A 24,557-nucleotide genomic window follows, 5' to 3' on the forward strand; every position below is an offset into this window, starting at 1 on the left:
CTCCCGGGTGACGGAGGCTCCCTGGTCCGGAATCCGCGAGCCTCCGGCTGTTCGGGGCCGGACAGCCAGGGTCGGGTCAGGTCATGACAGCGAGCAGGTCGCGGCAGGCCTTTTCGCAGGCCCGGCAGGAATCGGCGCAGACCCGGCAGTGCTCATGCATGCCGGCATGGGCGGCGCATTCGTCGCCGCAGCTCTTGCAGGCCGTCGCGCATGCCTCCAGCAGGCTTCGGGTGACGTTCGCGTCGTATCCGGTGTGCCGGGACAGCACCCGGGCGGTCGTGTCGCAGATGTCGGCGCAGTCCAGGTTCGTCCGGATGCACTTGGTCAGCTCGGCCACCATGTCCTCGCTCAGACAGGCGTCGGCACAGGCCGTGCACGCTTGCGCGCAGGAGCGTAGAGCGTCGATGGTGGCGGCAAGCTTGGCCCGGTCCAGGTTGATCGACTTTGGGTAGGTGTCGAGCATCGGCATGGACGCCGTCGTCATGGTCCGCTCCTCTGCCGTCATATTGGCCTCAGCCGTGCCATACCCAGAGCGATCGGAGGCATTCCGGCGAGAGCCGATTGGGAAGCGCGACCGCGGCAGTCAAAAGCGCCAGCTGTCCGAAGGGTCGACATGGTGGCTAGGACACGGCCACTGGCTGCTTCGGATCGACAGGGCGGAGGCTCCCGCACCTCGTTGGCGGGAGCCTCCGTAACCCAGCGGCCGTCAGGTGACCCGGCGGAAGCCGGCGACGGGCATGTAGTTGATGCTGAGAACGTTGACCGGCTTGCCGGCCCGCGGCGCGTGCACCATCAGGTCGTTACCGAGGTAGAGCCCCATGTGGTGCAGGTCGCTGTAGAAGAAGATCAGGTCGCCGGGGCGGGCGTCGGCCCGCGAGACCGGCCGTCCCTCGTTCCACTGTGCTCCGGTGAAGTGGGTGAGCGAGATGCCCGCGGCCTTGTAGGCGTACTGGGTGAGACCGGAACAGTCGAAGGCATCCGGTCCATTGGCTCCCCAGACATACGGGTCGCCGACCTGCTGGCAGGCGACCCTGATCGCCGTCTGCGCGGCGCTGTTGAGCACGCCGGAGATGGTGGGACAGCCCGTCACCTTCACCGTCGTCTTGGGCAGCGAAGCGGTCAGGCTCTTGATCTCAGCGTCGATCTGCTTCTTCCTCGCCGCCAGCTCGTCGCGCTGCTTGATCTCCGCGGCGATGAGCTCGTCCAGTTTCCGCTTCTGCGCGATGTACCGGTCGCGGACAGCCAGCACCCCGGCGATTTCCTGGCGCTGCTGGGCCGCGAGCCGGTCGAGGATCACCAGCTGCTCAGCGAGGGTCCCGGGCTTGGTGCTCACCAGCAGGGCGCTGAGCTCCTGCGAGGGGCCCCGCATGTAGTGCCGGGCGGCGATAGAGCCCACCCGGTTCATCGCCAGCGCGGACTCCAGCTCGAGCGGCGCCATCTTCTTCTCAAGGTCCGCCGACTTCTTCTGATTGGCCTTCAGCTGGGCCCGGACCTTGTTGTAGCCCTCGATGGTGGGCTCGAGCTGCTCCCACTTCTTGTCGATCTGCGCCTCGATCTCGTCCGCCGACGGTGCCGCGTGCGCGGGGGCTGCCAGCAACCCGGCGCCGACCGCGACGGCCGCGATGACGCTGAGTAGACGATGTATCACCCGACGCCCACTCGCCGAAGGTGCGGGTGAGCGACATGGGACCTGATGGTGGACGGGCATGGATGCCACCAGCGCGAACTCCTTCTACCGTGACGTGGAGCAGGGCGGACGTTGTGGCGCCCGCCGCGGCGAGCGCCTCCCGCATCCTTCCCTACTATCACCGGATAGTAGAAGAGGGCTGTCGTGACAGGTCAACCGACGCACTGCAGAAGATGGAGAGCGAGCCCGCTGAACTACGTAGCGTGACTGTTCGTGCTACCGGCTGACCACGTGCCAAAGTGGCCCGGCGGCGAGACCCGCGACGAGGCTGAGCGCGGCGGCGGACACCGCCAGCCGCGCTGACCACCGGCGACCGCTCAGCCGCGACTCCACCGCAGACGTGTCGCCGGCGTGGCGGTATGTGGGCGTGATCCAGCGCAGGTAGTAGAAGAGGCTGAGCACGCTGTTGGCGAACACGACGACGGCGAGCCAGGCGTATCCCCCGTCCCAGGCGGCGGTCGCGGTGGTGAGTTTGCCGATGAACACCGTGGTCGGTGGGGTGCCGACCAGGCCGAGCAGCGCGACCAGCAGGGCCGCGGCGAGCCATGGCCGCTGTGCGGCCAGACCGCGGTAGTCGGCGAGGTCGCGGTGCTCGGGCAGGGCGGCGCTGACCGCGAACGCGGCGATGTTCGTCGCGGTGTAGCCGGTGAGATACACCAGCAGCGACGGCAGGGCCAGGTCGCTGCGGCCGACCGCCACGACCGGCACGAGCAGGAAACCGACCTGGCTGACCGTCGACCAGCCGAGGAGTCGCCGGGGGTCGGACTGCCAGTACGCGGCGAGGTTGCCCAACGTCATGCTCGCCGCCGCGAGCGCCGCCACCAGCAGCGGCCACGACGACGGGGGAAGCACGGTGGCCAGCCGGTAGACCGCGAGCAGCGCACCGATCTTGGGCACGGTGGTGAGGAAGGTCGCGGCCGTGGCCGTGGTGGCCTGGGCCGCGTCGGGGACCCAGAAGTGGGCGGGCACCCCGCCGGCTTTGAACATCAGACCAGCGATGACGGCGACCGCCGCGACGGTCACCGCCGCCTGCGGCGTGTCGGCGAGCCGGTCGGCGAGTTCGGCGTAGCCGGTAGCGCCGGTGAGTCCGGACAGGATGGTCACCCCGAGCAGGAGCAGAATGCCGAACAGCGCTCCCATCAGGTACGTCTTCATGGCGGCCTCGGCCCCTGCGCGGGTGTGCGCGAGGCCGATCAGCGCGTACAGCGGGATGCTGGCGAGCAGGAACCCGACGGCGAGGGCGAGCAGGTCGTTCGCGCCGGCCAGCAGGACGGTGCCGGCGGTGGAGAACAGCAGCAGGGCATAGGTCTCGCTCTCCCGCGCGCTGGCGGAGATCTCGTCGGTGGCGATCGCCAGGATGAGCAGGGTGCCGGAGGCCGCGAGGATGCGGGCGATGCCGGTGGCCGTGTCGACGGCGAACGAGTCGTCGAAGGCGCTTGTCGCCGGGCTGCGGAGCTGGATCGCGGCCGTGACGATGGTGGTGACGAGCACGAGGGCGGTGAAGATTCGGATGATCCACTGCCGGTGGCGGGGGACGAAGGAACCGCCGATCAGGGCGGCGAGCGCGCCGCCGGCGAGCAGCATCTCGGGCAGGAGCAGCAGCGGCCGCATCATCTCCGTCTCCACGGGTCACCGTCCGAGGAGGCTGACGACGGCGTGTGCGGTGGGTTCGATGACCTCCAGCAGCGGGCGCGGCAGAACTCCGATCAGCAGGGACAGCAGCAGCAGCGGCCCGGCTGACCACAGTTCGCGGGCGCGTACGTCGGTGAATCCGACCGAGCTGCCGGTGGTGTCGCCGGTGAAGACGCGTTGCAGTGCGCGGAGGAACAGCGCCGCGGTGATCAGGATGCCGAGCACCGCGACGGCGGTGACCGGGGCGGCGGCGATGCTGCCGGTGAAGATCTGGAACTCGGCGATGAAGCCGGAGAAGGCGGGCAGGCCGAGGGAGGCGAAGGCTCCTACGGCGAACAGCGCGGCGAAGGTTGGCGCGGGTGCGGCGAGCCCGCCGAAGTCGCACATGTCGTAGGTGCCGGCGCGGTCTTGCAGGACGCCGGCGAGCAGGAACAGGGCTCCGGTGATCAGGCCGTGGCTGACCATCTGCGTTACCGCGCCGGCGACCGCGACGCTGCGGGCCTGGGTGGTGTCGGCGGCGACCAGGCCGGCGACGCCGACGGCGAGGATGATGTAGCCCATGTGGTTGACCGACGTGTAGGCGATCATGCGTTTGACGTTGGACTGGGCCAGCGCCACGAGCGCCCCGTAGATCACCGACACGACGCCGACGACGATGACCACCCACGCCCAGGCTCGCCACGCCTGCGGGAGCATCGGCATGGCGATGCGGACGAAGCCGTAGGTGCCCATCTTCAGCAGCACCCCGGCGAGGACCGCCGAGCCGACGGCCGGCGCGTCGGTGTGTGCGGGCGGGAGCCAGGTGTGGAAGGGCACGGTCGGCGTCTTCACCGCCAGGCCGAGCAGGATCGCCGCGAGCACCAGTGCGCCGGCGACCGGCCGGCCTTGTAGCGGTGGTGTGGCGGTGAGTTCCGGGATGTCGAAGGTGTGCGGGGTGGCGGCGACGTACAGGCCGATGAAGCCGACGAGCAGCGCGAGGGAGCCGAGGAAGGTGTAGAGGAAGAACTTCAGGGCTGAGTGTGCGCGGTTGCCGTGGCCCCAGCCGGCGATGACGAAGTACATGCCGACGATGGACAGGTCGAAGAAGACGAAGAACAGGATCAGGTCGGCGGCGACGAACAGGCCGAGGCTGACGCTCTGCAGGAACAGGAACAGTGCGGCCTGAGCGCGGGGACGGTGCCGCTCGCGCAGCGCGTACACCGCGCAGGCCAGGAAAATCACGGCGGTCATCGCCACCAGCGGCAGCGAGAACCCGTCCACGCCGATGTGGTAGCTGCTGTTCACGCCGGGAATCCAAGCCGCCCGCTCGGCGAAGGCCAGCTCGCCGGGCGGCGGGGTGTCGTAGCGCGTCCACACGACGGCGGTGAGCGCCAGGTCGACGGCCGCCACGGCGACCCACATCCAGCGCGCCGCGGTGTCGCCGAGACGTGGCAGGGCGGCCAGCGCGACGGCGGCGATCAGCGGCAGGAAGACGATCAGGCTGAGCACAGGCCTCATCCCCACACGACGAGGACGACGACGGCGACGAGGAGCGCGACGACGGCCTGCAGGTAGTACTGGTGCAGCTGACCGGTCTGCGGCCGGCGGGCAAGCTGTCCCAGTCGGCGAGTTCCGGCCGCGGCCCGTTCCACGGCGCGGTCGAGCCACCGGTCGTCGGCACGGCCGGCCCGTGCGGCCAGGCGCAGCGCCCCGGCTGAGACGGATTCGACGCCGCGGTCGAGGATCTGGTCGTCGAAGCGGGCAAGTGCTGCGGCGCAGCGCAGGGTCGGGCGGACGATCAGCACCCCGATGGCGGCTTCGATCCCCAGCCACCGCAGCGCCCACCGCGGCTCGGGGGCCGGCCGGCGGACGACGAGCAGCAGGACGGCCAGGGCGAGCACGGCCGGAACCGCCAGCTCGACCGGGGAGACGTGGAACGCGCCGGGCTGCCCGACGGCCCGGGCGACCATGGCGCCCAGCGGTGGCAGGGCCAGTAGACCGGCATAGGCGGCGCCCACCGCGAGGATCACCAGCGGCGCCTGCTGCAGCCCGCTCACCTGCCCGACTTCCACCTGGTCGCGGTCGACGGCGCCGCGTCGGCCGGCGGGCGGACGGCGCCAGATGACGACGAGCAGCTTGCCCGCGTACGCCGCCGACAGCGCCGACGCGGCCAGGCCGACCCCGTACAGCCACGGCGACTGTTCTCGGACCTGGGCGAGGACGGCGTCCTTGGTCGCCCACAGCGACAGCGGCGCGATGCCGGCCAGTGCCAGCGCCCCGGCGGTGGCGGACCAGCCGACCAGCCGCCACCGACCGACGACCCCGCGCAGGTCGGCGAGCTTCGTGGTGCCCAGCGCGGTCAGCCACGCCCCTGCCGCCAGGAACAGCAGCGCCTTCGTGGCGGCGTGCGCGATCAGGTGCGCGGCCCCGCCGGCGACGGTGCCGGCGCCGGCGGCCATCACCACGAACCCGAGCTGGGCGGCGGTGGAGGCCGCGAGGAGCTGCTTGATGTCCCGCTGGGCGACGGCCACCGCGCCGAGCAGCAGCGCCGTGAGGCCGCCGGCCCACATGGTCACCGGGGCGGCCCAGCCGGTGGCGGCGAGCAGGGGCTGTACCCGCAGCAGCAGGTAGCCGCCCATGGCCACCATCGCCGCGGAGTGCAGGAGCGCGCTGACCGGGCTCGGGCCGGCCATCGCCCGGGACAGCCAGAACGACAGTGGCAGTTGCGCGGCCTTGCCGAGCGCGGCGGCGAGGATCCCGGCGGCGATGACGTGCCGCCAACCGGGGCTGCTGTGGGGTAGGTCGGCCAGGGCCATGCCCGCGCCGCCGGCCAGGGCGGCTCCTGCGGCGACGTACAGGCCCACATCGGCCGAGCGGGTGGTGACGAACGCGGTCAGGCCGGCGGACACGCGGTCCTCGTCACGCCACCAGAACCCGATCAGCGCGTACGAGGCGGCGCCCATGATCTCCCACGCGAACAGCAACGTGGGCAGGGTCGCCGCGGTGACGGTGAGCGCGGCGGAGGCGGCGAACAGCAGCATCAGGCCGTGGAAGCGTGCCTGCGAGCGGCGGATCTCCCCTGCTGCGGCGGCCAGCACCAGCAGGGTCACCACGGCGAGCATGGGCACCAGCAGCGCGGTGAGCCCGTCGACGGTGAGCGCGAAGTCGACGCCGGCCATGAACGGCACCGCCACGGCGGGCCGGGCCACCGCGACCACCACCGCCAGGACCACGGAGGCCGCCGCGACGGTGAGCGAGACCGGCGCGGCCGCCCGTTCCGCCCGCCGGGTCGTGGCCAGCAGGGTCCCCGCCGCCGTGGGCAGGGCAACCAGGGACCACAGGGCGGCCTGCGCGAGGTGGCTCATCGGGACAGGTCCGCGGCCATGTCGGTCATGTCGGTACGCCGTATGCGGTGCAGGTGGGTGGCCACGGCGAAGCCCATCGCCATCTCGACGGTCATCGCGACGATGATGATCAGCAACAGGACCTGCCCGGACGGGTCCGGGGCGAGGAACCACCAGAAGCCGGCGGCGGCCAGGATGAGGCCGTTGAGCATCAGCTCCAGGCCCATCATCACCATGACCACCACCTGCTGGGACAGCGCGCCGTAGAGGCCGACGCTGAACAGCGCCGCCGCCACGAGCAGCACGGTCTGCAGGGTCATCGGCCGACACCTCCCGGCTGCGGGTCGTCGGCCGGTCGCCGGCGCAGGTCGTCGCCGAACCGGTCGTAGCGGGTCCGGTGGGCGGCCAGCACGACGCCGGCGACGATGGTGGCGGCCATGACCGCCCCCACGCCGGCCATGGCCAGCATCTTCGGTCCCATCAGCTCCTCCCCCAACGCCTGCGTGACGTCGAAGGGCGGGGTGCCGCGTCGCGTGGGCCACGGCACGAGCAGCACCCCGGCGGCGAGGAGCACGAACACACCGATGGACACCGCCAGGGCGTGGCGGTTGTCGTGGACCATGCTCATCGGCATCAGCGCCGGGTTCATGCCCATGAACATGACCATGTAGACGGCCATGACGGCCATCTCCATGACCATCATCAGGATCGTCACCACGCCGACGTAGTTCTGCTGCATCAGCAGCACCTGCAGGCCGACGGCGATGAACGACACGGCGAGGGCGTAGCTGGCCCGGGCCATCGAGTCGACGATGAACACGGCGGCGCCGGCCAGCACGGCGACGACGGCCAGGGCCCAGAACGCGACGTGGGTGATCATGTCAGCTCCTGCCTGCGGCGATCACCGCGACGATCAGGTCCTGCAGCAGCACCGCGGGAAGCAGCACTATCCACCCGGCCTCCATGAACTTGTCCGGCCGCGCCGCCGGCAGGCGGCGGCGCAGCCACACGAACACGGCCAGCAGGGCGAGGGTCTTGACCAGCAGCCACGCCCAGGCGGGCAGCAGCGGGCCGGCGCCGCCGCCGAGGAACATCGGCACCGCGAACGCGGCCCCGGCGGCGAGCAGCGCGTACCGGCCGCCCTGGAACAGCAGCCGGTCGACGCCGGACAGCTCGGCGGTCACGCCGCCGGCCACGTCGGTGCCGAGTGCCGGGGAGAACGGTCCCCAGACGGCGATCGCGAGGACGCCCATGCAGAAGACGAGGAAGGCCACCGGCATCCAGATGACGAACCAGAGGCCCTGCTGGGCGGCGGCTATCGTCCCGACGTTCAGGCTCGACGCGCCGACCGCGGGCGCCACGAGCGCGAACATCAGGGGTAGCTCGTAGGCCAGCCCGTGGGCGAGGAACCGGTACCCGCCGACCAGGGAGTGCGCCGAGTTGGCGCCCCAGCCGGTCAGCCACACGAACGCCCACGCCAGCACGTCCATGGCGTTGAACCAGATCACCCCGACGTCGAGGTCGAACAGCGTCCACCGGCCCAGCGGCACCACCGTGATGATCATCAGCGCCATCAGCAGCAGCCCGGCCCCGCCGATGCGCCACAGCAGGCTGTCCGCCGCGACCGTGGTCCGCCGCCGCTGGCGCATCAGCCGGGCCACCTCACCGAAGGGCTGGCTCAGCCCGGATGAGCTTGTGCCGGTTGTCCGCGCGGTCAGGAACCCGTCGAGCGCGGCGGCGGCGACCGCCAGGAGTCCGAGCAGCCCGGCGGCGGGCAGCGCCCACCCGGCGGGGACCACGGTGACAGCGGGTTCAGGCACGGCTCACCTCCCGGTCGGCGGCGAGCGGATCGAGGTCGAGGCTGGCGACGATGAGGCGGGCGGTGGCGAGGTCCCACCCGCGGACCAGATCAGAGATCGCGTCGACGGGCACGCCCCGCGACGGGCCGGTGGGCTGCTGGCCGACGATGGTGTGTGCGGCGCGGTCGAGCATGCCGATCAGCCGGTCACGGACGTCGCCCGTCAGGGTGGCCGGTAGACCGCGGCGGGCGAGATCGTGCGTATCCAGCGGCCCGACACGGCGCAGCGACCATCGCAACCACCACGACCGGCCGACCATGCGGCGGAGCCGATGGAGTTGGCCCGCCGGCCCGTCGAGGTCATCGGTGAAGAGCAGGGCGTCACGGATGCGCCGGGCGCGGGAGGCGGCCTCATCCCAGCCCGCGAGCCGCAGGAAGCTGGCGGCGTTGTCGCAGCGTCGGGCGGCAGACCGCCGAAGGTCCTCCGACGCGTGCCTCGGCTCCGCGCCGGCAGTGGGGTCGTCGGCGGCGACCATACTGGCCTCCGCGTCGACGATGACGTCGCCCTGGAGGGTGCATCGCAGGACGAGGCCCGCCGGCCAGTACGCCAGGACCGGGCCGAGCCGCAGATGCAGAAGGTCCATTTCCAGGCCGTCGCGGTCCTCACCGCCTGAGGCGAGCGGGATGCCGCCGGGGGCCATGTTCATGCCCCCATGCGCCATGCCGCCGTGACCCATGCCGCCGTGGTCCATGCCGCCGTGGCCCGCGTGCATCATCGCGCCGTGGGCAGCGTGCCCCATGTCCTCGTGGTGGGCGTGCTCAGAATCGGCATGGGCGGCGTGACCGGAGTGGTTCATGTCGCCATGGCCGTCGGAGGGCATGTCCTCATGACCGGAGTGCGCCGCACCATCACCCGCCTGCCGACCAGTCGACATCCCGTCGTGGTCGCGCTGCCCTCTGGGGCGGTGATCGCTTTGCCCCCGGCCGCCGTCATCGGCGTGCTCACCGCTGCCGTGTGGCGGCTCGTAGTGGCCGGCGTGGCCGTGCGCGTCGTGCGTCGGCCCTCCGCGGGGCGAATCTTCGTTGATCTCCCCAGAGGCGGCGGCGTGCGTTCGGTGGTCGGCCTGCGGCTCATGGGTCGCCCCGGCGTGCTCTCCGTCGCCACGACGGGGCTCAGGGGCAGGGTGGGCGACATCGTGTTCGGCGGGGTCGTGTGGAGCGTGCTGTGCGTGGGCGTGCTGGGCCCCCGGATGGGCGTCGCCGGTCGCAGCCTGGTCGGATGACCGGCCGTGGCTGTCGGCCCGCTGCCGGTTGAGGTCAAGCAGCTCTTCCTCTGCTGCGGCGAGAGCGGGCTGGACCGCCTGCGGGGATTCGACCTCGATGCGAGCGCGTGGGCCCGGCATCTCCTCCCACAGCCGATGCAACGGCTCCGCCAGGTGCGGGTGCGGGGGGCCGCAGACGGCCAGGATGTCGGCGTCCGCCGGGGACAGGGCCAGCCGCCAGCCCCGGGCCAGGACGTGCCGCTCGACCGCGGCCCGGGTCACCCAGTGCCCTGGCACCTCGGCTACGAGCACATGCGCGTGCCGGACGGCGAGCCGACTCAATGCCTCGCTCAGACCCACCGCAGCGCGCCTTCCCGCCACGCCCAGAGCACGGCCACGAAGACTCCGCCGAGGAAGACGAACATCTCCACGATCGCGGTTGTCCCGAGTCGGGCGACGACCACTGACCACGGATACATGAACAGCATTTCCACGTCGAAGGCGAGGAAGAGCAGTGTGGCGAGGTACCACCGGACGTGGTAGCGCGACAGTGCGTGCTCCTCGGGCTGCCACCCGGACTGGAACGGCAGGCTCTGCAGCGGTGAGGAAGCGATCGCCAGAGCCCGGTGGGCCAGATACAGGCCGGCGACGATGAGCGCGGCGACCAACGCCATGCTCACTGCCCCTGCGTACATTCCGCCCCCATCCGCGCCGCCGATTCCGAAAGCTGGCCGAGCCCGCGGCCACCCAGGCCTGCGCCCCGCGGTCCTCCCTTCGCCTTCACTGTGAGGCACTGTGCGAGATCCTCTGCCGGCACCGGGCTGCCCTGCGCAGAGGAACCGTCAGGACCGCACGTCCAACGCCGCTTCGGCATCGGCCGATCCAGGCGGCCCTCACCCACTTCTACTATCACGTGGTAGTAGTCGACGCCTGTTGTGCCGCGAACCCGTCCACGTGTCGCAGCGGCACGAGCATGTCGGGTCAGCGCTTCGGGCGCAGCGAATCCACTCGCGCGACGGACTGGTCAATACGGTTCTCGCTGACGCGCCCGGTCCGGACCAAATTCATAATCGTGTCGACCGTCTCCTCGACGACCCTCGGGTTGTACACCTGCTGGTTGGCGAAGACGAGCAGGTCGAGGCCGGCCTGCAACGCCAGGGCGACCGCCTCGGCGGCGCCGTACCGGTCGGTGATCGCGACGGCCTGCATGTCGTCGCTGACCACCGGCCCGTGCCAGCCGAGCCGGCCGCGCAGCAGGTCGGTCACGGTCGCGCTCGACAGCGACGCCGGATAGGCCGGGTCCAGCTGCTTGTTGAGCAGGTGGGCGGCCATGACCGCGTCGGCGAGGCCGGCCCGGATGAGCCGCTGGAACGGTTCGAGTTCCCGTTCCTGCCAGGTGTCGCTGACGTCGACGACCTCGAAGTCGGTGTTTCCGGCGGCGCTACCCGATCCGGGAAAGTGCTTCAGCACGGTTTTCACGCCAGCCGCGCGGTGGGCCTGGATCTCCTCGGTGGCGTTGCTGACCACCACGTCCGGGTCGGCGGAGAAGCTGCGTCCGAGCTTGCCGATCGCTCGGCTGTCGGGATTGATGTTCAGGTCGACGACCGGGGCGTAGTTCAGGTTGACGCCGATCCGCGTCAGACTGGCGACCAGTCCCCGCGCCCAGTCCCGGGTGGCTGCCGGGGAGTTCTCCGCGCCGATCTCGGCCTGTGATTTGGTGGCCGGGAAGCCGTTGCTCGGGTTGAGTCGGGAGGTGCGGCCGCCTTCCTGATCGATGGAGACGATGAGCCGGCCAGGCGAGGCGTCTTTAAGGGTCTTCACCAGTCGCGTAACCTGCTGAGGCGACCGGATGTTCCGCGCGGATTTGGTCTCCAGGTCCTGATCAAAGAGGATGACCCCGCCTAAGCCGCCCCTGACCGCCTTCACGATCCAGTCGCGGTCGCTCACTTGGTCACCGCGGAAGCCGACCACGAGCAGACTGGCGATCTTTCGCCGCAGCGCAGCTTCGCCGCCGCGCGGCGCACGAGATGATCGCGTGGGGGTGGGCCGTGCCGACGTGGCGCCCTGCGATTCGCAGCCGGCCACGGTCGCCACCGCGGCTGAGCCGATTCCGGCGAGCAGCAGTCGGCGGGGCAGGTGCACGCTGTCCACCCCCGCACGCTACGACCCATCCCCACACCCACCCGTGCCTTCCGGCGAGGGGTCATCCGCTGGTGGGACGGCCTCTTGACTTCAGGTGGACCTGAAGTCGGAGGGTGGCGTCATGAGCGAAGACACGATGGATGCCACTGCCGGGCTGATCGCCCGACTCGACGCCGCGGAGACCGAGGCGGGTGTGGTGCGGCTACGGCACCGCAGCTACGAACTGCTGGACCTCTCCCCCGGCGCCTCCGTCGTTGACGTGGGTTGCGGAACGGGACGCGCGGTGGCCGAACTGAACCAGCGCGGCGCCGCCGCGATCGGTGTCGACCCGGACGAGCTGATGATCGCCACGGCCCGCCGCCGCTGGCCGGGGGCAGAGTTTCGGATGGGCAGCGCCGAGTCTCTCCCGCTCCCGGACCAGGCGGTGTCGGGATACCGGGCGGACAAAGTCCTGCACGTGCTGCCGGACCCGGCTGCAGCGCTGGCGGAGGCACACCGGGTGCTGACCCCGGGCGGACGGATCGTGCTGGTCGGACAGGACTGGGACGCGCTGATGATCGATTCGTCCCACCCGGACCTCACCCGGGCGATCCTGCGCAGCCAGGCCGACTCCCTCCCGAGCCCCCAGGTCGCCCGGTCCTACCGGAACCTGCTCCTGGACGCCGGATTCCAGGACGTCGCCGTCGAAGCGCACACCGGCATCTTCACCGAACCCGGATTCCTGCCGATGCTGGAGGCCTTCGCCGCCAAGGCGGTCACCGCGGGCAGCGTCATCGCGGAGCAGAGTGTTGACTGGGTGCAGGACCAGCGGTCCCGGGCGAGTACGGGGCGGCTGTTCGTGGCCATACCGATGTTCGTCGCCTCAGCCGGCCGCCCCTGATCGCTCGGTCTGACGTACCCATCGAGCCGGTGCCGAGAGGTCCTCACGTCGGGATGTCAGCGGACCGATGGAGGACGCGGCCGGCTTCGACGGATCCGGATCGTTGGCTGGCCATCGCGACAAGGCCGGCAGGTCATGCGGGGATGTGAGGTGTGGCGTGCGGCCCGATTCGCGCGCGCACCATGGCCTGGTAGTGCGGGCACGCGGTGAAGTCGTCGTGCTCGCACTCCAGGCCGCCGTCGATGAACCGCAGCGAGTCCTGCAGCGCGTCGATGCGTGCGACGAGGTCCGCTCGGTGACGGAGCAGGATCTCCCGCCGCCGCGTCGGCACGGCGGAGGTCAGCAGCTCACGGATCTGTTCCAGCGACAGTCCGGCCTCTTTCGCGCGCAGGATCGTCGCGACCCGGTACAGGTCTGCGGAGCGGTAGCGGCGGCGCCCCGCCACGACCCGAGCCGGCGTCAGCAGCCCCATCGACTCCCAGTGCCGCAACACGTGGGTGGCCAGCCCGAACCTGCCGGCAATTTCACCGATCGTCATCGTCGCGTCGTCGCCTGGCTGCATACTGACCGACCTTAGGCCGCAGCCCGGTTCGATCACTGCAGGCACCGAGCTAGCCGGCCCGTCATCCACACCCTTGGCTCGCTGGCGCCAGGACACGAGCGCCGATCTACGTCGATCAAGCGGCGTGGTGCAGCCGCCGCAGCAGAGCTTTCGGGCCGCCAGGCTGGGTGGTTTCCCAGCGTCGCTGCAGCGCATCGACGAGTTGAATTTGCATCGCGTCGGTGACGTGGCTGTAGATGCCGCGAACTCCGCCGAGGCGGTGTCCGAGCCGGCGGGCTTGGGCGATCTCAGAGATGTTGTCTTCGATGAGCCATGTCTTGTGGGTGTGCCGCAGGTCGTGGAAGTGCATGCCGGGCAGGATCGGTGGGATGCCCCGTTTCGGATCGCCGGCGACGGCGGGGGTCCAGGCGCGGCGGTTGAAGTTGGAGCGGCGCTGGTGGTAGCCGCGGGCGCCGGAGAACACGATGTGATGCGGGTGCTCGGCGAGGTGGGTGGCGAGGAGGTTCGTCAGGAAGCGCGGTAGCCGGATGTGGCGGACGGAGTCGTTGGTCTTGGGCGGGCCGAGGAACAGCTTTCCCTCGACCTCGTGCAGCGCTCCGACCTCGGGGTGGACGTAGATGGTGCCGGTGGCGAGGTCGAGGTTGTCGCGGGCGAGGCCGGCGAGTTCTCCCCATCGCATGCCGGTGTAGGCGGCGGTGAGGATCATCAGCCCGTCCGAGGGGCGGGCTTGGCAGGCGACGATGGCAGCCACCTGCGCGGCGGTGGCGTGGGGCCGTTCGGCGCGGATGCCCTTGGGGATGCGGATTCCTCGGCAGGGGTTGAAGGGGAGCCTGCGGTCTTCCACAGCCTCTTGCAGGATCATCGACAGCACCATGATCACGTCGGCGACCGATCGGGGTGACAGGCGCTCGCCGAGGGCGACGGCGAGGGTCTTGACGTGCTGGCGGCGGATGTCGACTAGGGGTAGCTGACCGAGGGCGGGCAGGATGTGCAGTCGTAGGTGGCTTCGGTAAGCGGCCCAGGTGGCCGGGGATGCCTGGTGTGTTGATTCCCAGATCGGTACCCAGTCGGCGAGGGGGATCCGCCCGCCGCGGGGGTCGATGAAGGTGTCGCGGGCGAGTTCCACGTCGACTTCCTTGGCGCGCAGGTCGGCGTCGGCGCGGCGCTCGTGGAGGGAGTCGGTGGTGACGGTGCCATCGGGCATGCGGAGGCGGACGCGGAATTTGGCGCCACGCTTTTCCACCCAGGCCATCAGGTACTCCGATCGGTTTGTGTCTGGTCGGGCGCTGATTGACGCGTGACTTCGGGGTCGGGGCAAGTCGGTGGTGGAGGGTGGGGGCGGCCGGCGCGCCGCCGCCGTCGGGTGGCCGGTTCGGCGGCGGCGGCGATGATCGCGGCGAGGTCGGCGGCGGAGAACCGCAGGTGCTTGCCGAGGAAGGTGCGGGGGATCTGGCGACGACCGGCGCGGCGGCGCAGCCAGGATTCCGGGACGCGTAGCAGTGCCGCTGCCTCGGCGGGGGTGTAGAGGCGGGGTTCCTGGTCGTCGCTGTGACCGGTTCGGTGGGCGGGCGGGGGTGCTGGTGGGGGTGGCCGATGTCGAGATCGGTTCGGGGTGGATGGCATCAGAGCTTCTCCGGTGTCGCAGTGGCAGGGAGCAGGCCAGAAGAACGAGAGGTGGCTCTTCGCGGGCAGCCGAGCTGGCCTGCCCGCGAAGAGCCACCGGCGGTATGGCAGGGATCAGTGGTAGCGGCACAGCAGGAGGCGAAGCGCTGCCGCTGCCTGGGCGGGGACGACACCGTTGCCGAGGACGCGAAGCGCGGCGGTGCGGGGAAGGCCGAACGAGGGATCGGTGACCCAGTGCGCGGGTAGCCCCATGAGCCACTCCACGAACGGGGGCGCCAGAACCGTCTTGCCGTAGCGGCCGGGTTGGGTGGGGGCCGGAACGGGCCGCCCGGTCAGCAGTTCCCAGCGGGCGATAGCGGGGGCGTAGATCCCCCAGGTGGTCTCGTCGAGCGTTCCGAGGTTGCCGGTGGTGAGCTCAGCGAGCGTGGTTCGCAGGTCCGGGCCGCCGTGGCCGTGGTGGCCAGGGCCACGGGCGTCGGAGGCCCGTGGTGTCGGCAGTCGCACGGCGGCAGATGGCAGGGTGAGGTCTCCGTGGGATCCCCGTTGTCCGGGGCAGCCTTTCTGTCCATCGGTGGCCCGCGGAGTGGGCAGGAGCACCTGTGACAGCGGCGGCCGGAATCCGTTACCGGCGTGGCGGCCGGGCGTGCCGGTGTCGCTCGCCCGTGGGGTCGGTAAAAGGTCGTGGCGGTTGCCGTGGGGCTCGATGACGTCTGGCAGTCCGTACTGGTGGCCCGGCCCTTTGCCGTCACGGGCGCAGGGTGTGGGAAGTGTCCGCATGCTCTCCCCCGCCTCTGGTGGTGGCGAGCAGGAACAGCCGGTCGCGTCGGTGGGCGGCGCCGATGTCGGATGCGCGTAGGCATAGCCAGCTCGTGTCGTACCCGAGCGTGGCCAGGTCGGCGTGGACGACGTCGAGTCCGCGTCGGCGCAGCGCGGCCACGTTTTCCACGAACACGAGTGGGGGTCGAAGGACGCGAAGGGTCGTGGTGATGTGGTGCCAGAGGCTGGAGTGGGGTCCGGTGATGCCGGCGCGTTTGCCGGCGTTGGAGATGTCCTGGCAGGGGAAGCCGGCGGTGAGGACGTCGACGGGTGGCACGTGGGTCCAGTCGATGGTGCGGATGTCGCCGAGGTTGGGCACGTGCGGCCAGTGGTGGGTGAGGACGGTGCGGGCGTGGCGGTCGGTTTCGGCGTACCAGGTGAGCTGGCCGCCGAGCACCAGCTCGACGGCCAGGTCGAGGCCGCCGTATCCGGTGCACAGCGATCCGATCCGCGGCCCGGGAACGTGGTCACTCACGCCACCTCCCGCACACCGGTCCGGGCCTTGGCGCCCAGCGGGGGTCGTCAGTCATCGGCGACCTCCGCGGGTAGTTCCGGCCGGCGGAAGATCAGCACGTCCTCGTGGGTGATCAGGTGCAGCGGGGTGCCGCCGGTGCGGGCCTTGCGCACGGCTTGAAGTTGGAAGAACGACGGCCGGGCGACGAGCCGCCCGTCGCGGACCGCGGCGAGGAGCGCGACGCACCGCTCGGTCGGGATGAGGCCCGCGCGGACACCGGCGGCGATGACCGCGCTGGGCAGGTCGACGAGCTGGCCGTTCTTGCGCCACGGACGGGCGGTGACCACCACGGTGCCGCCGGGGCGCAGCAGCACCGCGCAGCCGGACAGGATCTGCTCGAACCCATCAGTGAGGCCGGTGAGGTCCCGGTAGGCGAGGTTCCCCTTGTCGGTGCCGTCGTTGTAGGCGTTGTCGAACTTCGCCACCCCATCGGCGCCGGGTCGGACGAGGCCGTGAACGGTGGGCCCGTACGGCGGTGAGGTGACGACCAGGGCGACCTGCCCGGTGAGTGCGGCGGGCAGCAGCGATCGCAGGCGGGTGGCGTCGCCGCGGACCACGGAGGCGCGGCCGCCGGCGCCCTGTTGCTGGGCGTGGGTGATGTTGGCGTCGGCGATGTTCGACCAGCGTGGCTCGTACTCCACCCCGATCGCGTCGCGGCCCGCGTGGATCGCTTCGACCAGGGTGGTGCCGATCCCGCACATCGGGTCGAGAACGAGGTCGCCGGGCTGGGTGTAGGCGGCGATGGCGTGCGCGGCGATAGCGGGCAGCATCCGGGCGGGGTGTTTGACGGACTCGGGCACGTAGCGGCCGCGGCGCTGCACTGGCCCGGTCCGTTGGGCGGTCGCCCACACCGACAGGCTCTCCGGTCCGCCGGGCGCGCGGTGGCGTCCGCCGGTGTCGCGGTGGCGGCCCTCGTAGTGGCGGTGCTGGCCGTGGTGGGTGTCCTCGGCCGGGTTTGCCGGCTGGTTCGGGTCGGCGGGGAAGGGCAGGTGCTCAGCCACGGCGACCGCCTTCCGAGCGTGGGTTCCGCCGGGAGGTGGGCGCCTGGGTGAACACCAGCAGGTCTGCGTGCACCTGCAGGTGCGCCACCGTCCACGGCTGCTCGGCCTGGGTGGCGAGGGCGAGGAGTTCCTCGTCGGTGACGTGGTAGACGAACGCGTCGCCGCACGTGTCGGCGGTGACGGCGACGATGTGTTGCAGGTAGCCCAGCCCGACGGCGGCGGCGGCCTGCACGACGGGGGTGAAGTCCTGCGGGGCGGCCGGGCTGGCGGGGGCGGTGACGACGAGGATCAGGCAGCCGCCGGGGCGCAGCAGCCGCGTGCAGGCGGTCAACAGCCACGCCAGTCGGATGCGGTTGGTCGCGTCGGCGGTGTCGAGGGGCCAGCAGGCCACGACCAGGCTGGTCGCCTCCGCCAGGGACGCCCCGTCGGGTACAGGGACAGCCGGGTTGCTGGACGGGGGCAGGTCGGCGTCGGTGAGGTCGTCACCGAACCAGGCGCCCGTGTCCGGCAGGTCGCCGTTGTCAGACTGGACGGGCGGGTCGGAGCGGGTCGGCGGGCCGATGATCAGGCTGGACGCGTCGGTGAACCAGCCGGGGTGGTGTCGGCGCCCGCCCGTGGCGCAGGCGCTGGTGAGCGCGTGGTCGGTGGTGAGGTCGATGACCGCGTCGCCGGGGCGGCTGTAGGCGGCCACGAGCCGGTAGGCCAGCCGGGCGCCGATCGCGCGGCCGGTGTCGGCGTCGGTGCGGGCGGTGCGCCACACGGTGATCGGGACCGGCGGGTCACCGGCCACCAGGTCGATGAGGGTCGGGTCGACATGCGGGTCGACGGGGTGGGCGGGGTCGTGGTGCTGCGGCGTGTGCTCGCTCATCTGGATGTCGGCTCCGCGCCGCGCGGGTAGTGCGCTGACACCCCCAAACCGGCGGTTGTGTGCTCTGACGAACGCCCCCGGTTCTCACAGCGGCTCGCAAGCGCTCACGGTCAGGCGTTCGTTGCGCTCACATCGCAGGTCAGCGGCGGCATAGCCATGGGCTGGTGAGGGGGTCGCGAGCGCCCCGTCTGTTGGCTCCAGTGGCGTGCGCCCGCTCAACCCGGCTGGGCGGGGCGGGGTGTGGGGTTCGGCTGCTGTGCGGTGGGGACATGCGGCGGCGCCCTCACCTGAGAGGGTGAGGGCGCCGCCGGGTGTTGCGATTTCGGGTCGGGCAGGCAGGGCCGTGCCAGTGGACGCCTCAGGCGGCCGCCCCGGCTTCGCACCCGAGGTGCGGTCGGTTAGTGGTGGCCCGGCCGGCGCGAGTGGCTGCTCGGTGTTCGGCTTGCGCGGCGAGGGTGGCGGCGGCGTGCGGGGAGGCGATGCCGGTGAGCAGGCCCCTGTGCAGTGCGTCGGCGATGCGGGTGTCGATGCGGCCCAGACGCATGCGTAGGGCGTCGACGGTGATGCCGAGTCCGGCGGCGATCGGCTCGATCGCCCGCCGCCCGAGCCGCACGTCGATGTAGGGCTGTTCGTCGTCCGGGTCGAGGATGCCCAGGCCGACGGCGCGGCGCACGAGCACGTCGGGGTGTCCGTAGGGCACCTTGGGGGTGCGGGGGCCGGGCAGGTGGTCGACGTCGGCGATCGAGGTGTACTCGCCGGCCTGCAGGCGCAGCCGGTGCCCGGCGCGCCACGCCGCCCGGCACAGCGCCGCGTACGGGGCGTCGCGGGTCAGGTCGACGCGGTCGCGCAGGGCGGTGAGGAATCCGGTGAGGATCTCGGCGTCGATGTCGTCGGGGTCGCCGTCGTAGCCGGCGCACAACTGGCCGGCGTAGCGACGCAGGGCGGGCATGGCCATCCCGACCGCGGCGATCACCCACGCCGGCCCCTCCAAGCGGGCACGGCGGATCAGCTCCCGCCACACGCCGTCGCGTAGTGCATATGCCTGAGGGTGACGCAGGAGCCAGTCGCGCAGCGCCGGCAGTGTCATGACGCCCGACCCAGCGGCGTCGGGCACCCCGCAGGCGCCTATGTCGAGCGTCAAGGGTGCTGGCTCGCCGGTCAGCGCAGTGAATGCGGCGTCTGCGGCTGCGAGAGGCGAGGTTGGCCAGTCGGTCGCGGCGGGCACGCTCATGTCACAACTCCCCCTGTCGAAGATGAGCGCCGGTTTGGCAAGGCCGCGATGTCACGGGCGGCGCGGCGGTACCGATTGGGCCACGGCCGTCACACAACCCGCTCACAGCGCAGGCCACGGCCCTGCGGGCGGCGCCGGCACTCGTGACACCGCCCCAGGCAGGCAACCCGTGACATCGAGCCAATGTCGTTGGCATTTGGATTTGTCAGTGCCGTTGAGCTGGGCTGTGACACAGGCCAGGCGCTGATGCCACCGGCCGCCGCCGGCAGAGCCGTCGACAACCGGATGGAGCGCGACGGGGTTGCCACCGGCGGAGGTGACACTCACCGCCGCCCACGGCCGCTCACAACGACTCACATCCCGGCACCTGTGACATCGGGCGACCGCGACGCTGTCACCGTTGCCGGGTCTGGCACGACGCGTCGATGTCAGTGCCACCAGGACGTCACAGGGCCGGGCCGACACCGAGACCTGAGGTCATGTCAGCGGTAGGAGGACAAAAGCACCGGTGACGGTAGGAGGACAAAAGCATCGGTGACATCGGCCGGCGATGGTCACAGGAGGTGTCGGCCGCGCCGTGTCAGCGGCGCCTGTCGCTAACTTGGGCGGCCTTCAGTGGTGCTTCGTGTCTGACAGCCGGGCCTGACATCGCCACGACTCGACCAGCGTCGCGCGTCGATCGCCCCTAGCCGACATCCGCCGTCACATCGAGGCGGAGCCCAATCGGCGCGAGATGGAGTTGCTGTGTGCCGCTGTGAGTGGCGGTGAGAGCCGGGGGCGTTCGCCAGAGCACACAACCGGCGGTTTGGGGGTGCGGGACTTCTCGTCGCCCACGGCGTGGCGAGGATCCCGCCCGCCGCCGGGTCCGCACCTAGTCGGGCCGCCCGCCGCGCCGGCCGCCTCGGGTGCCGCGCAGTGCTTGGTGCGCTGACACCTCATCGAACACCCGCTACCCGACAAGGGAGGAAGGGCTCCTCCCGGGGACGGTCTGGTTCGCCGCGCGTGCCGTCCGCAGGCCCGGCGGCGGTCTCCCGTGCCCATCCGCTAGCACCCCGCCGCGTCCCCGGACGTCGGCGGGGCCGGAGGTGAAAGAGTCATGTCCCGCATTTCGGCACGTCTTCGTGCTCTCACCCGTTCCCATGCCGCCCGCCGCGTCGCCTTCACCGGGTTGGTGATGGTGTTGTTGTCGGCGCCCACCGCCGCGCACGCCGATCCTGGTTCGCCGGCGATCGTGGCGGTGAACTCGCTGCCGGTTGTCATCGCCAATCTGCGGGCCTGGCTGATCGGCATCCTCGCCGCCCTGGCCACCCTGTTCCTCGTCCTGGCAGGCGTCTACTGGGCCACCGCAGGCGGCGACCCGGCGCAGGTCGAGCGGGCCAAGGGGGCACTGAAGAACGCCCTGGTCGGCTACGGCCTGGCCGTGCTCGCCCCGGTCCTGCTGCAGGTCGTCCAGGGCATCGTCGGGAGCTGACATGGGCTGGCTACTCGACCAGATCCTGGACTGGCTGGCCGCGGCGATCCTCGCCAGCCTGGACGCGCTGTTCGGGGTGATCAGCAGCGCGCTGCTGATCACCCCGAAGGTCACCGCCCTGCCGCAGGTGCAGGCCCTGACGGGCCGCTCGGTGCTCGTCGTCGACACCGTCTTCGTCCTCGCCTTCGTCGCCGCCGGGGTGCTCACCATGACCGCCGGCGGCAGTGAAACCACCCGCTACACCGCCAAGGACCTCATCCCAAGGCTGATCGTCGGGTTCGTCGCCGCGCACTTCTCGCAGCTGTGGTGCGGCATCCTCATCGACCTGGCCAACGCCCTGACCGGCGCGCTCACCACACCCGAGGGCGACAGCGACGGCGCGCTGCGCGCCATCAAGACGCACATCCTCGCCGGGCGGGACACCACGGCGGTGCTGCTGTTCGTGATCTGCGTGGCGATCATCGCCGTGCTCCTCGCGGGCACCGCGTTCAGCGTGATCGTCCGCTTCGCCGTCGTCATCGTCCTGACCGCGTTCGCGCCGCTGGCGCTGGCGTGTCATGCGATGCCGCAGACCGACCCGGTCGCCCGCATGTGGTGGCGGTCCTACGGCGGTGTCCTCGCCGTGCCCGTGGTGCAGGGCTTCACCCTCTACGCCGGGCAGTGGATGCTCACCGACCCCGAGCACCTGCTGCCCGTGCTCGGGCTGCCGGTGGATCCGGGCGGCGCGATCAACCTGTTCGTGGTCATGGTCATGCTCTGGACGACGCTGCGCGTGCCGTCCCTGATGCGCCGCTACGTGGCCACGGGCAACAGCGGCCGCGGGGTGAACATGCTGGGCGCGGCGGTGCGGGTCATCGTCGTGCAGCAGGCCACCCGCGCCGTTCCCGGCCTCGGCCGTGGGCTGAAGGCGGTGGGCCGATGAGCCGCCACGACGACCGCGCCGATGCGGGCCGGGTGCGGATGCCCGCTGACGTCGACGCTCCCGACAAGGTGCTGTACGGGCTGACGTTTCGGCAGCTGGCGATCCTCGCCGTCGCCGCCCTCGCCTTCTACGGCGTCTGGCGGGCCCTGCATCAGGTCGTGCCCGCGCCGGTGCTCGTCGGCGCCGCCGTCGTCGGCGGCGGTCTGGTTTTCGGTGTCGCTGTCGGCCGTCGCGATGGCCTGCCATTGGACGGGTGGTTGCTCGCCGCGGTCCGTCACGCGCGGGCTCCGCGCGCGCTGTCGACAACTGACACGACGTCGAAGACACCGGACTGGGTGCAGGCGCCGACGACGAGGGTGATGCTGCCGGCGCCGCTGAAGCTGCCGGCCGACGCCATCGACGACGGAGGGGAGATCCGACTCGGCGCCGCGCGAGCGGCGATGGTCGCCACGACGAACGTCAACCTCGCGCTGCGCACCGGCGATGAGCAGGCGGCCCTGGTCGACACCTTCGGCCGCTGGCTCAACAGCTTGTCGACTCCCACGCAGATCGTGGTGTCGGCGCAGCCGGTGGACCTGCACTCGGCCGCCCGCAGCCTCGCCCACGCGGCCATGCAGCTGCCGCACCCGGCGCTGACGGACGCGGCCAGCGACCACGCCCGCTTCCTCGACGACCTCGCAGCGCGCAAGGATCCGCTGCGCCGGCAGGTCCTCATCGTCACCGGCACGAGCGCCGGTGAGCGTGGCGAGCACACGGCTCGACGGCGCGCCGATGACACGGTCCGCGCCTTGGCCGGTCTCGGCGTCACCACTCGCGCCCTCGACGGGCCGGCGGTCACCGCGGCGCTCGCCGCGGCCGCCGACCCCTACCGGCCGCCACGGCCCGGCGGCCTCGCGGCCCCGGACACGGTCATCACCTCACCCACGCCCCATCGGCGTCACCGGCACGGAAGGAGCCGACCGACATGAAGCTGCGCCACAGATCCCAGCCTGCCGACGGTGGCTGCCAGCCGGACGGGCTGGCGGCCGCCGTCGCCCCCGCCGCCGTCGAGGTCACCCCGCGGTTCCTGCGTGTCGGGGACGGCTATGCCGCCACCCTCGTGGTGACCGGCTACCCGGCAGAGGTTGGCCCGGCCTGGCTCGAACCTCTGTTGTCGTGGCCGGGCCGGCTCGACCTCGCGTTGCACATCGACCCGCTGCCCGCCCCGGTCGCCGCCGCCCGGCTGCGCAATCAGCGGGCCCGCTTCGAATCGTCGCGGCGGGCCGACGCGGGCCGCGGCAAGCTGCCCGACCCGTCCGTGGAAGCGGCGGCCGACGACGCCGCGGACCTCGCCCAGCGGTTGGCGCGCGGTGCGGCGAAGCTGTTCCGCGTCGGCCTCTACCTGACCGTGCACGCCCGCACCGAGGACGAGCTCCGCGAGGCGTGCGCGCAGGTGAAGGCAGCCGCCGCGTCCACCCTGATCGAGGTGCAGCCCGCCACGTGGCGGCACCTGGCCGGGTGGACCACCACGCTGCCGCTTGCCACGGACAGCCTGCAGATGCGCCGCACCATGGACACCGCCGCTCTTGCCGCCGCGTTCCCCCTCGCCAGCGCAGACCTGCCCGCGCCGCTGCCCGGTGACCCGCCCGCCGACGGCGGGGTGCTCTACGGCGTCAACCCCGACTCCAGCGGGATCGTGTGGTGGGACCGGTGGGCGCAGGAGAACCACAACAGCGTCGTTCTCGCCCGCTCCGGTGCCGGCAAGTCGTACTTCGTGAAGCTGGAGATCCTGCGCAACCTCTACCAGCAGGTGCAGGTCGCCGTCATCGACCCTGAGGACGAGTACCAGCGGTTGGCCGACGCGGTCGGCGGCTCGGTGGTCCGCCTCGGCATGCCCGGCGTGAAGGTCAACCCCCTCGACCTGCCGGGAGGTGACTCCCGCCCTGACGTGCTCACCCGCCGTGGCCTGTTCCTGCACACCCTCATCAGCGTGCTGCTGGGTCAGCAGCCGCCACCGGCGGAACGGGCGGCCCTGGACCGGGCGATCCTGGCCGTCTACCGGGCCGCGGGCATCACCGCGGACCCGGCCACCCACCACCGGCCCGCCCCACTGCTTCGTGACCTCGCCGGCTGCCTGCACGGCGACACCGACCCCGCCGCCGGCCAGCTCGCCGCCCGCCTCGCGCCGTGGGTTGAGGGTTCCTTCTCGCACCTGTTCGACGGGCCCACCACCATCCGCCCCGACGGGCACCTCGTGGTGTGGTCGCTGCGGCACCTGCCCGACGAGCTGCGCACCGTCGGCACCCTGCTCGCCCTGGACGCGATCTGGCGGCAGGTCGACGCACCCAGCAGGCAGGCCGCGCGGCGGCTCGTCGTCGTGGACGAGGCGTGGCTGCTCCTGCGCGACGGTGAAGGCGCCCGGTTCCTGTTCCGCATGTCCAAGGCCGCCCGCAAACGCCACGCCGGCCTGACCGTCATCACCCAGGACGTCGCCGACCTGCTCGGCACCGACCTCGGCCAGGCCGTCGTCGCCAACGCCGCCACCCAAATCCTGCTCAAGCAGGCCCCGCAAGCCATCGACGCCATCGGCGACGCCTTCGGGCTCACCGCCGGCGAACGGCGGCTGCTCCTGGCCGCGCGGGTCGGCACCGGCCTGCTGATCTCCGGCACCAACCGGACCAGCTTCGACGCCATCGCCTCACAGGCGGAAGACCAGCTGTGTACGACACGCCCGAGCGAACTCGCCGACCTCGACGAGGGAGACGACCTGTGACCCCACCCGCCGCATACCTCGCGGCCATCCTGACCTTCACCCCCCATCCGACCGGCCCAGGCGCCGACGTCGT

At 71.5% G+C, this 24,557-nt stretch carries 25 protein-coding genes and 1 pseudogene; 6 read left to right on the top strand and 20 right to left on the bottom strand.

Annotated features, from left to right (window positions below):
- Positions 1–76: 76 nt before the first annotated feature.
- The 9 genes from GA0070603_RS10730 to GA0070603_RS10770 all read right to left on the bottom strand — a co-directional run bounded on the left by GA0070603_RS10730 (position 77) and on the right by GA0070603_RS10770 (position 9,240).
- Positions 77–484 (bottom strand): four-helix bundle copper-binding protein, encoded by a 408-nt coding sequence (locus GA0070603_RS10730; RefSeq protein WP_091321790.1) that lies wholly within the window; start codon positions 482–484, stop codon positions 77–79.
- Between the two features lie 222 nt (positions 485–706).
- A complete protein-coding gene (locus GA0070603_RS10735; RefSeq protein ID WP_091311098.1) occupies positions 707–1,708 on the bottom strand; it encodes a C40 family peptidase in 1,002 nt (333 codons plus the stop codon).
- 195 nt (positions 1,709–1,903) lie between these two features.
- On the bottom strand, positions 1,904–3,313 hold the full coding sequence (locus GA0070603_RS10740; protein WP_208862858.1) for an NADH-quinone oxidoreductase subunit N: 1,410 nt from the start codon (positions 3,311–3,313) through the stop codon (positions 1,904–1,906).
- A gap of 3 nt (positions 3,314–3,316) precedes the next feature.
- Positions 3,317–4,807, bottom strand: a complete 1,491-nt coding sequence (locus GA0070603_RS10745) for a complex I subunit 4 family protein (protein WP_091311104.1) — start codon at positions 4,805–4,807, stop codon at positions 3,317–3,319.
- Positions 4,808–4,812: 5 nt separating this feature from the next.
- A complete protein-coding gene (locus GA0070603_RS10750; protein ID WP_091311108.1) occupies positions 4,813–6,663 on the bottom strand; it encodes a proton-conducting transporter transmembrane domain-containing protein in 1,851 nt (616 codons plus the stop codon).
- Positions 6,660–6,962, bottom strand: coding sequence for an NADH-quinone oxidoreductase subunit NuoK (locus tag GA0070603_RS10755; RefSeq protein WP_091311111.1), 303 nt, complete (start codon positions 6,960–6,962; stop codon positions 6,660–6,662). Before GA0070603_RS10755 ends, GA0070603_RS10750 begins: the two co-directional genes overlap by 4 nt.
- A complete protein-coding gene (locus tag GA0070603_RS10760) occupies positions 6,959–7,522 on the bottom strand; it encodes an NADH-quinone oxidoreductase subunit J (RefSeq protein ID WP_091311115.1) in 564 nt (187 codons plus the stop codon). The genes GA0070603_RS10755 and GA0070603_RS10760 overlap by 4 nt, the downstream gene beginning before the upstream one ends.
- A gap of 1 nt (position 7,523) precedes the next feature.
- Positions 7,524–8,462 (bottom strand): complex I subunit 1 family protein, encoded by a 939-nt coding sequence (locus GA0070603_RS10765; RefSeq protein WP_091311117.1) that lies wholly within the window; start codon positions 8,460–8,462, stop codon positions 7,524–7,526.
- Positions 8,455–9,240 carry a hypothetical protein gene (locus GA0070603_RS10770; protein WP_208862859.1) on the bottom strand — a complete coding sequence of 262 codons (786 nt, stop codon included), beginning with the start codon at positions 9,238–9,240 and terminating at the stop codon, positions 8,455–8,457. The genes GA0070603_RS10765 and GA0070603_RS10770 overlap by 8 nt, the downstream gene beginning before the upstream one ends.
- Here GA0070603_RS10770 and GA0070603_RS31185 point away from each other — a divergent pair.
- Complete coding sequence (locus GA0070603_RS31185; protein ID WP_167544455.1) at positions 9,223–9,723, top strand: hypothetical protein; 501 nt, start codon at positions 9,223–9,225, stop codon at positions 9,721–9,723. The genes GA0070603_RS10770 and GA0070603_RS31185 overlap by 18 nt on opposite strands.
- An 81-nt stretch (positions 9,724–9,804) precedes the next feature.
- Here the strand turns inward: GA0070603_RS31185 and GA0070603_RS32710 are convergent.
- The 3 genes and pseudogenes from GA0070603_RS32710 to GA0070603_RS10780 form a co-directional block, all read right to left on the bottom strand.
- Positions 9,805–10,062 (bottom strand): annotated as a pseudogene (locus GA0070603_RS32710) (hypothetical protein); the annotation flags it as partial.
- The gene (locus GA0070603_RS10775) at positions 10,053–10,376 is read right to left on the bottom strand and encodes an NADH-quinone oxidoreductase subunit A (protein ID WP_208863024.1); all 324 of its coding nucleotides are present in this window, start codon (positions 10,374–10,376) and stop codon (positions 10,053–10,055) included. The gene GA0070603_RS10775 and the pseudogene GA0070603_RS32710, both read right to left, overlap by 10 nt.
- A gap of 307 nt (positions 10,377–10,683) precedes the next feature.
- Positions 10,684–11,853: a glycoside hydrolase family 3 N-terminal domain-containing protein gene (locus GA0070603_RS10780; RefSeq protein WP_244282486.1), complete on the bottom strand. Its 1,170-nt coding sequence runs from the start codon at positions 11,851–11,853 to the stop codon at positions 10,684–10,686.
- A gap of 112 nt (positions 11,854–11,965) precedes the next feature.
- Between GA0070603_RS10780 and GA0070603_RS10785 the strand changes: the two genes are divergently transcribed.
- Positions 11,966–12,724, top strand: coding sequence for a methyltransferase domain-containing protein (locus GA0070603_RS10785; RefSeq protein WP_091321796.1), 759 nt, complete (start codon positions 11,966–11,968; stop codon positions 12,722–12,724).
- 133 nt (positions 12,725–12,857) lie between these two features.
- On the opposite strand, the gene GA0070603_RS10790 is transcribed toward GA0070603_RS10785, so the two are convergent.
- From GA0070603_RS10790 to GA0070603_RS10825, 8 genes are all read right to left on the bottom strand, one after another.
- Positions 12,858–13,286 carry a MerR family transcriptional regulator gene (locus GA0070603_RS10790; RefSeq protein ID WP_091311125.1) on the bottom strand — a complete coding sequence of 143 codons (429 nt, stop codon included), beginning with the start codon at positions 13,284–13,286 and terminating at the stop codon, positions 12,858–12,860.
- Between the two features lie 115 nt (positions 13,287–13,401).
- A complete protein-coding gene (locus GA0070603_RS10795; protein ID WP_091311129.1) occupies positions 13,402–14,538 on the bottom strand; it encodes a tyrosine-type recombinase/integrase in 1,137 nt (378 codons plus the stop codon).
- On the bottom strand, positions 14,538–14,909 hold the full coding sequence (locus GA0070603_RS10800; RefSeq protein ID WP_091311132.1) for a helix-turn-helix domain-containing protein: 372 nt from the start codon (positions 14,907–14,909) through the stop codon (positions 14,538–14,540). The genes GA0070603_RS10795 and GA0070603_RS10800 overlap by 1 nt, the downstream gene beginning before the upstream one ends.
- A gap of 114 nt (positions 14,910–15,023) precedes the next feature.
- Complete coding sequence (locus tag GA0070603_RS31970; RefSeq protein ID WP_244282487.1) at positions 15,024–15,413, bottom strand: hypothetical protein; 390 nt, start codon at positions 15,411–15,413, stop codon at positions 15,024–15,026.
- Between the two features lie 241 nt (positions 15,414–15,654).
- Positions 15,655–16,200: a DNA cytosine methyltransferase gene (locus tag GA0070603_RS10810; RefSeq protein ID WP_091311141.1), complete on the bottom strand. Its 546-nt coding sequence runs from the start codon at positions 16,198–16,200 to the stop codon at positions 15,655–15,657.
- Between the two features lie 47 nt (positions 16,201–16,247).
- On the bottom strand, positions 16,248–17,240 hold the full coding sequence (locus GA0070603_RS10815; protein ID WP_091311145.1) for a DNA methyltransferase: 993 nt from the start codon (positions 17,238–17,240) through the stop codon (positions 16,248–16,250).
- Positions 17,233–18,108, bottom strand: coding sequence for a hypothetical protein (locus GA0070603_RS10820; RefSeq protein WP_091311149.1), 876 nt, complete (start codon positions 18,106–18,108; stop codon positions 17,233–17,235). Before GA0070603_RS10820 ends, GA0070603_RS10815 begins: the two co-directional genes overlap by 8 nt.
- Before the next feature lie 358 nt (positions 18,109–18,466).
- The gene (locus GA0070603_RS10825) at positions 18,467–19,339 is read right to left on the bottom strand and encodes a hypothetical protein (RefSeq protein WP_091311153.1); all 873 of its coding nucleotides are present in this window, start codon (positions 19,337–19,339) and stop codon (positions 18,467–18,469) included.
- Between the two features lie 1,096 nt (positions 19,340–20,435).
- On the opposite strand from GA0070603_RS10825, the gene GA0070603_RS10830 reads away from it, so the two are divergent.
- The 4 genes from GA0070603_RS10830 to GA0070603_RS10845 are packed head-to-tail and all read left to right on the top strand — an operon-like array spanning position 20,436 to position 24,484.
- A complete protein-coding gene (locus GA0070603_RS10830) occupies positions 20,436–20,810 on the top strand; it encodes a pilin (protein WP_091311157.1) in 375 nt (124 codons plus the stop codon).
- 1 nt (position 20,811) lies between these two features.
- Positions 20,812–21,732 (top strand): TrbL/VirB6 family protein, encoded by a 921-nt coding sequence (locus GA0070603_RS10835; RefSeq protein ID WP_091311161.1) that lies wholly within the window; start codon positions 20,812–20,814, stop codon positions 21,730–21,732.
- Complete coding sequence (locus tag GA0070603_RS10840) at positions 21,729–22,700, top strand: PrgI family protein (RefSeq protein WP_091311164.1); 972 nt, start codon at positions 21,729–21,731, stop codon at positions 22,698–22,700. Before GA0070603_RS10835 ends, GA0070603_RS10840 begins: the two co-directional genes overlap by 4 nt.
- On the top strand, positions 22,697–24,484 hold the full coding sequence (locus GA0070603_RS10845) for a VirB4 family type IV secretion system protein (protein ID WP_091311169.1): 1,788 nt from the start codon (positions 22,697–22,699) through the stop codon (positions 24,482–24,484). Before GA0070603_RS10840 ends, GA0070603_RS10845 begins: the two co-directional genes overlap by 4 nt.
- Positions 24,485–24,557: the final 73 nt, after the last annotated feature.

The sequence above is a fragment of the Micromonospora chersina genome (genome assembly GCF_900091475.1).
Taxonomy (GTDB): Bacteria; Actinomycetota; Actinomycetes; order Mycobacteriales; family Micromonosporaceae; genus Micromonospora; species Micromonospora chersina.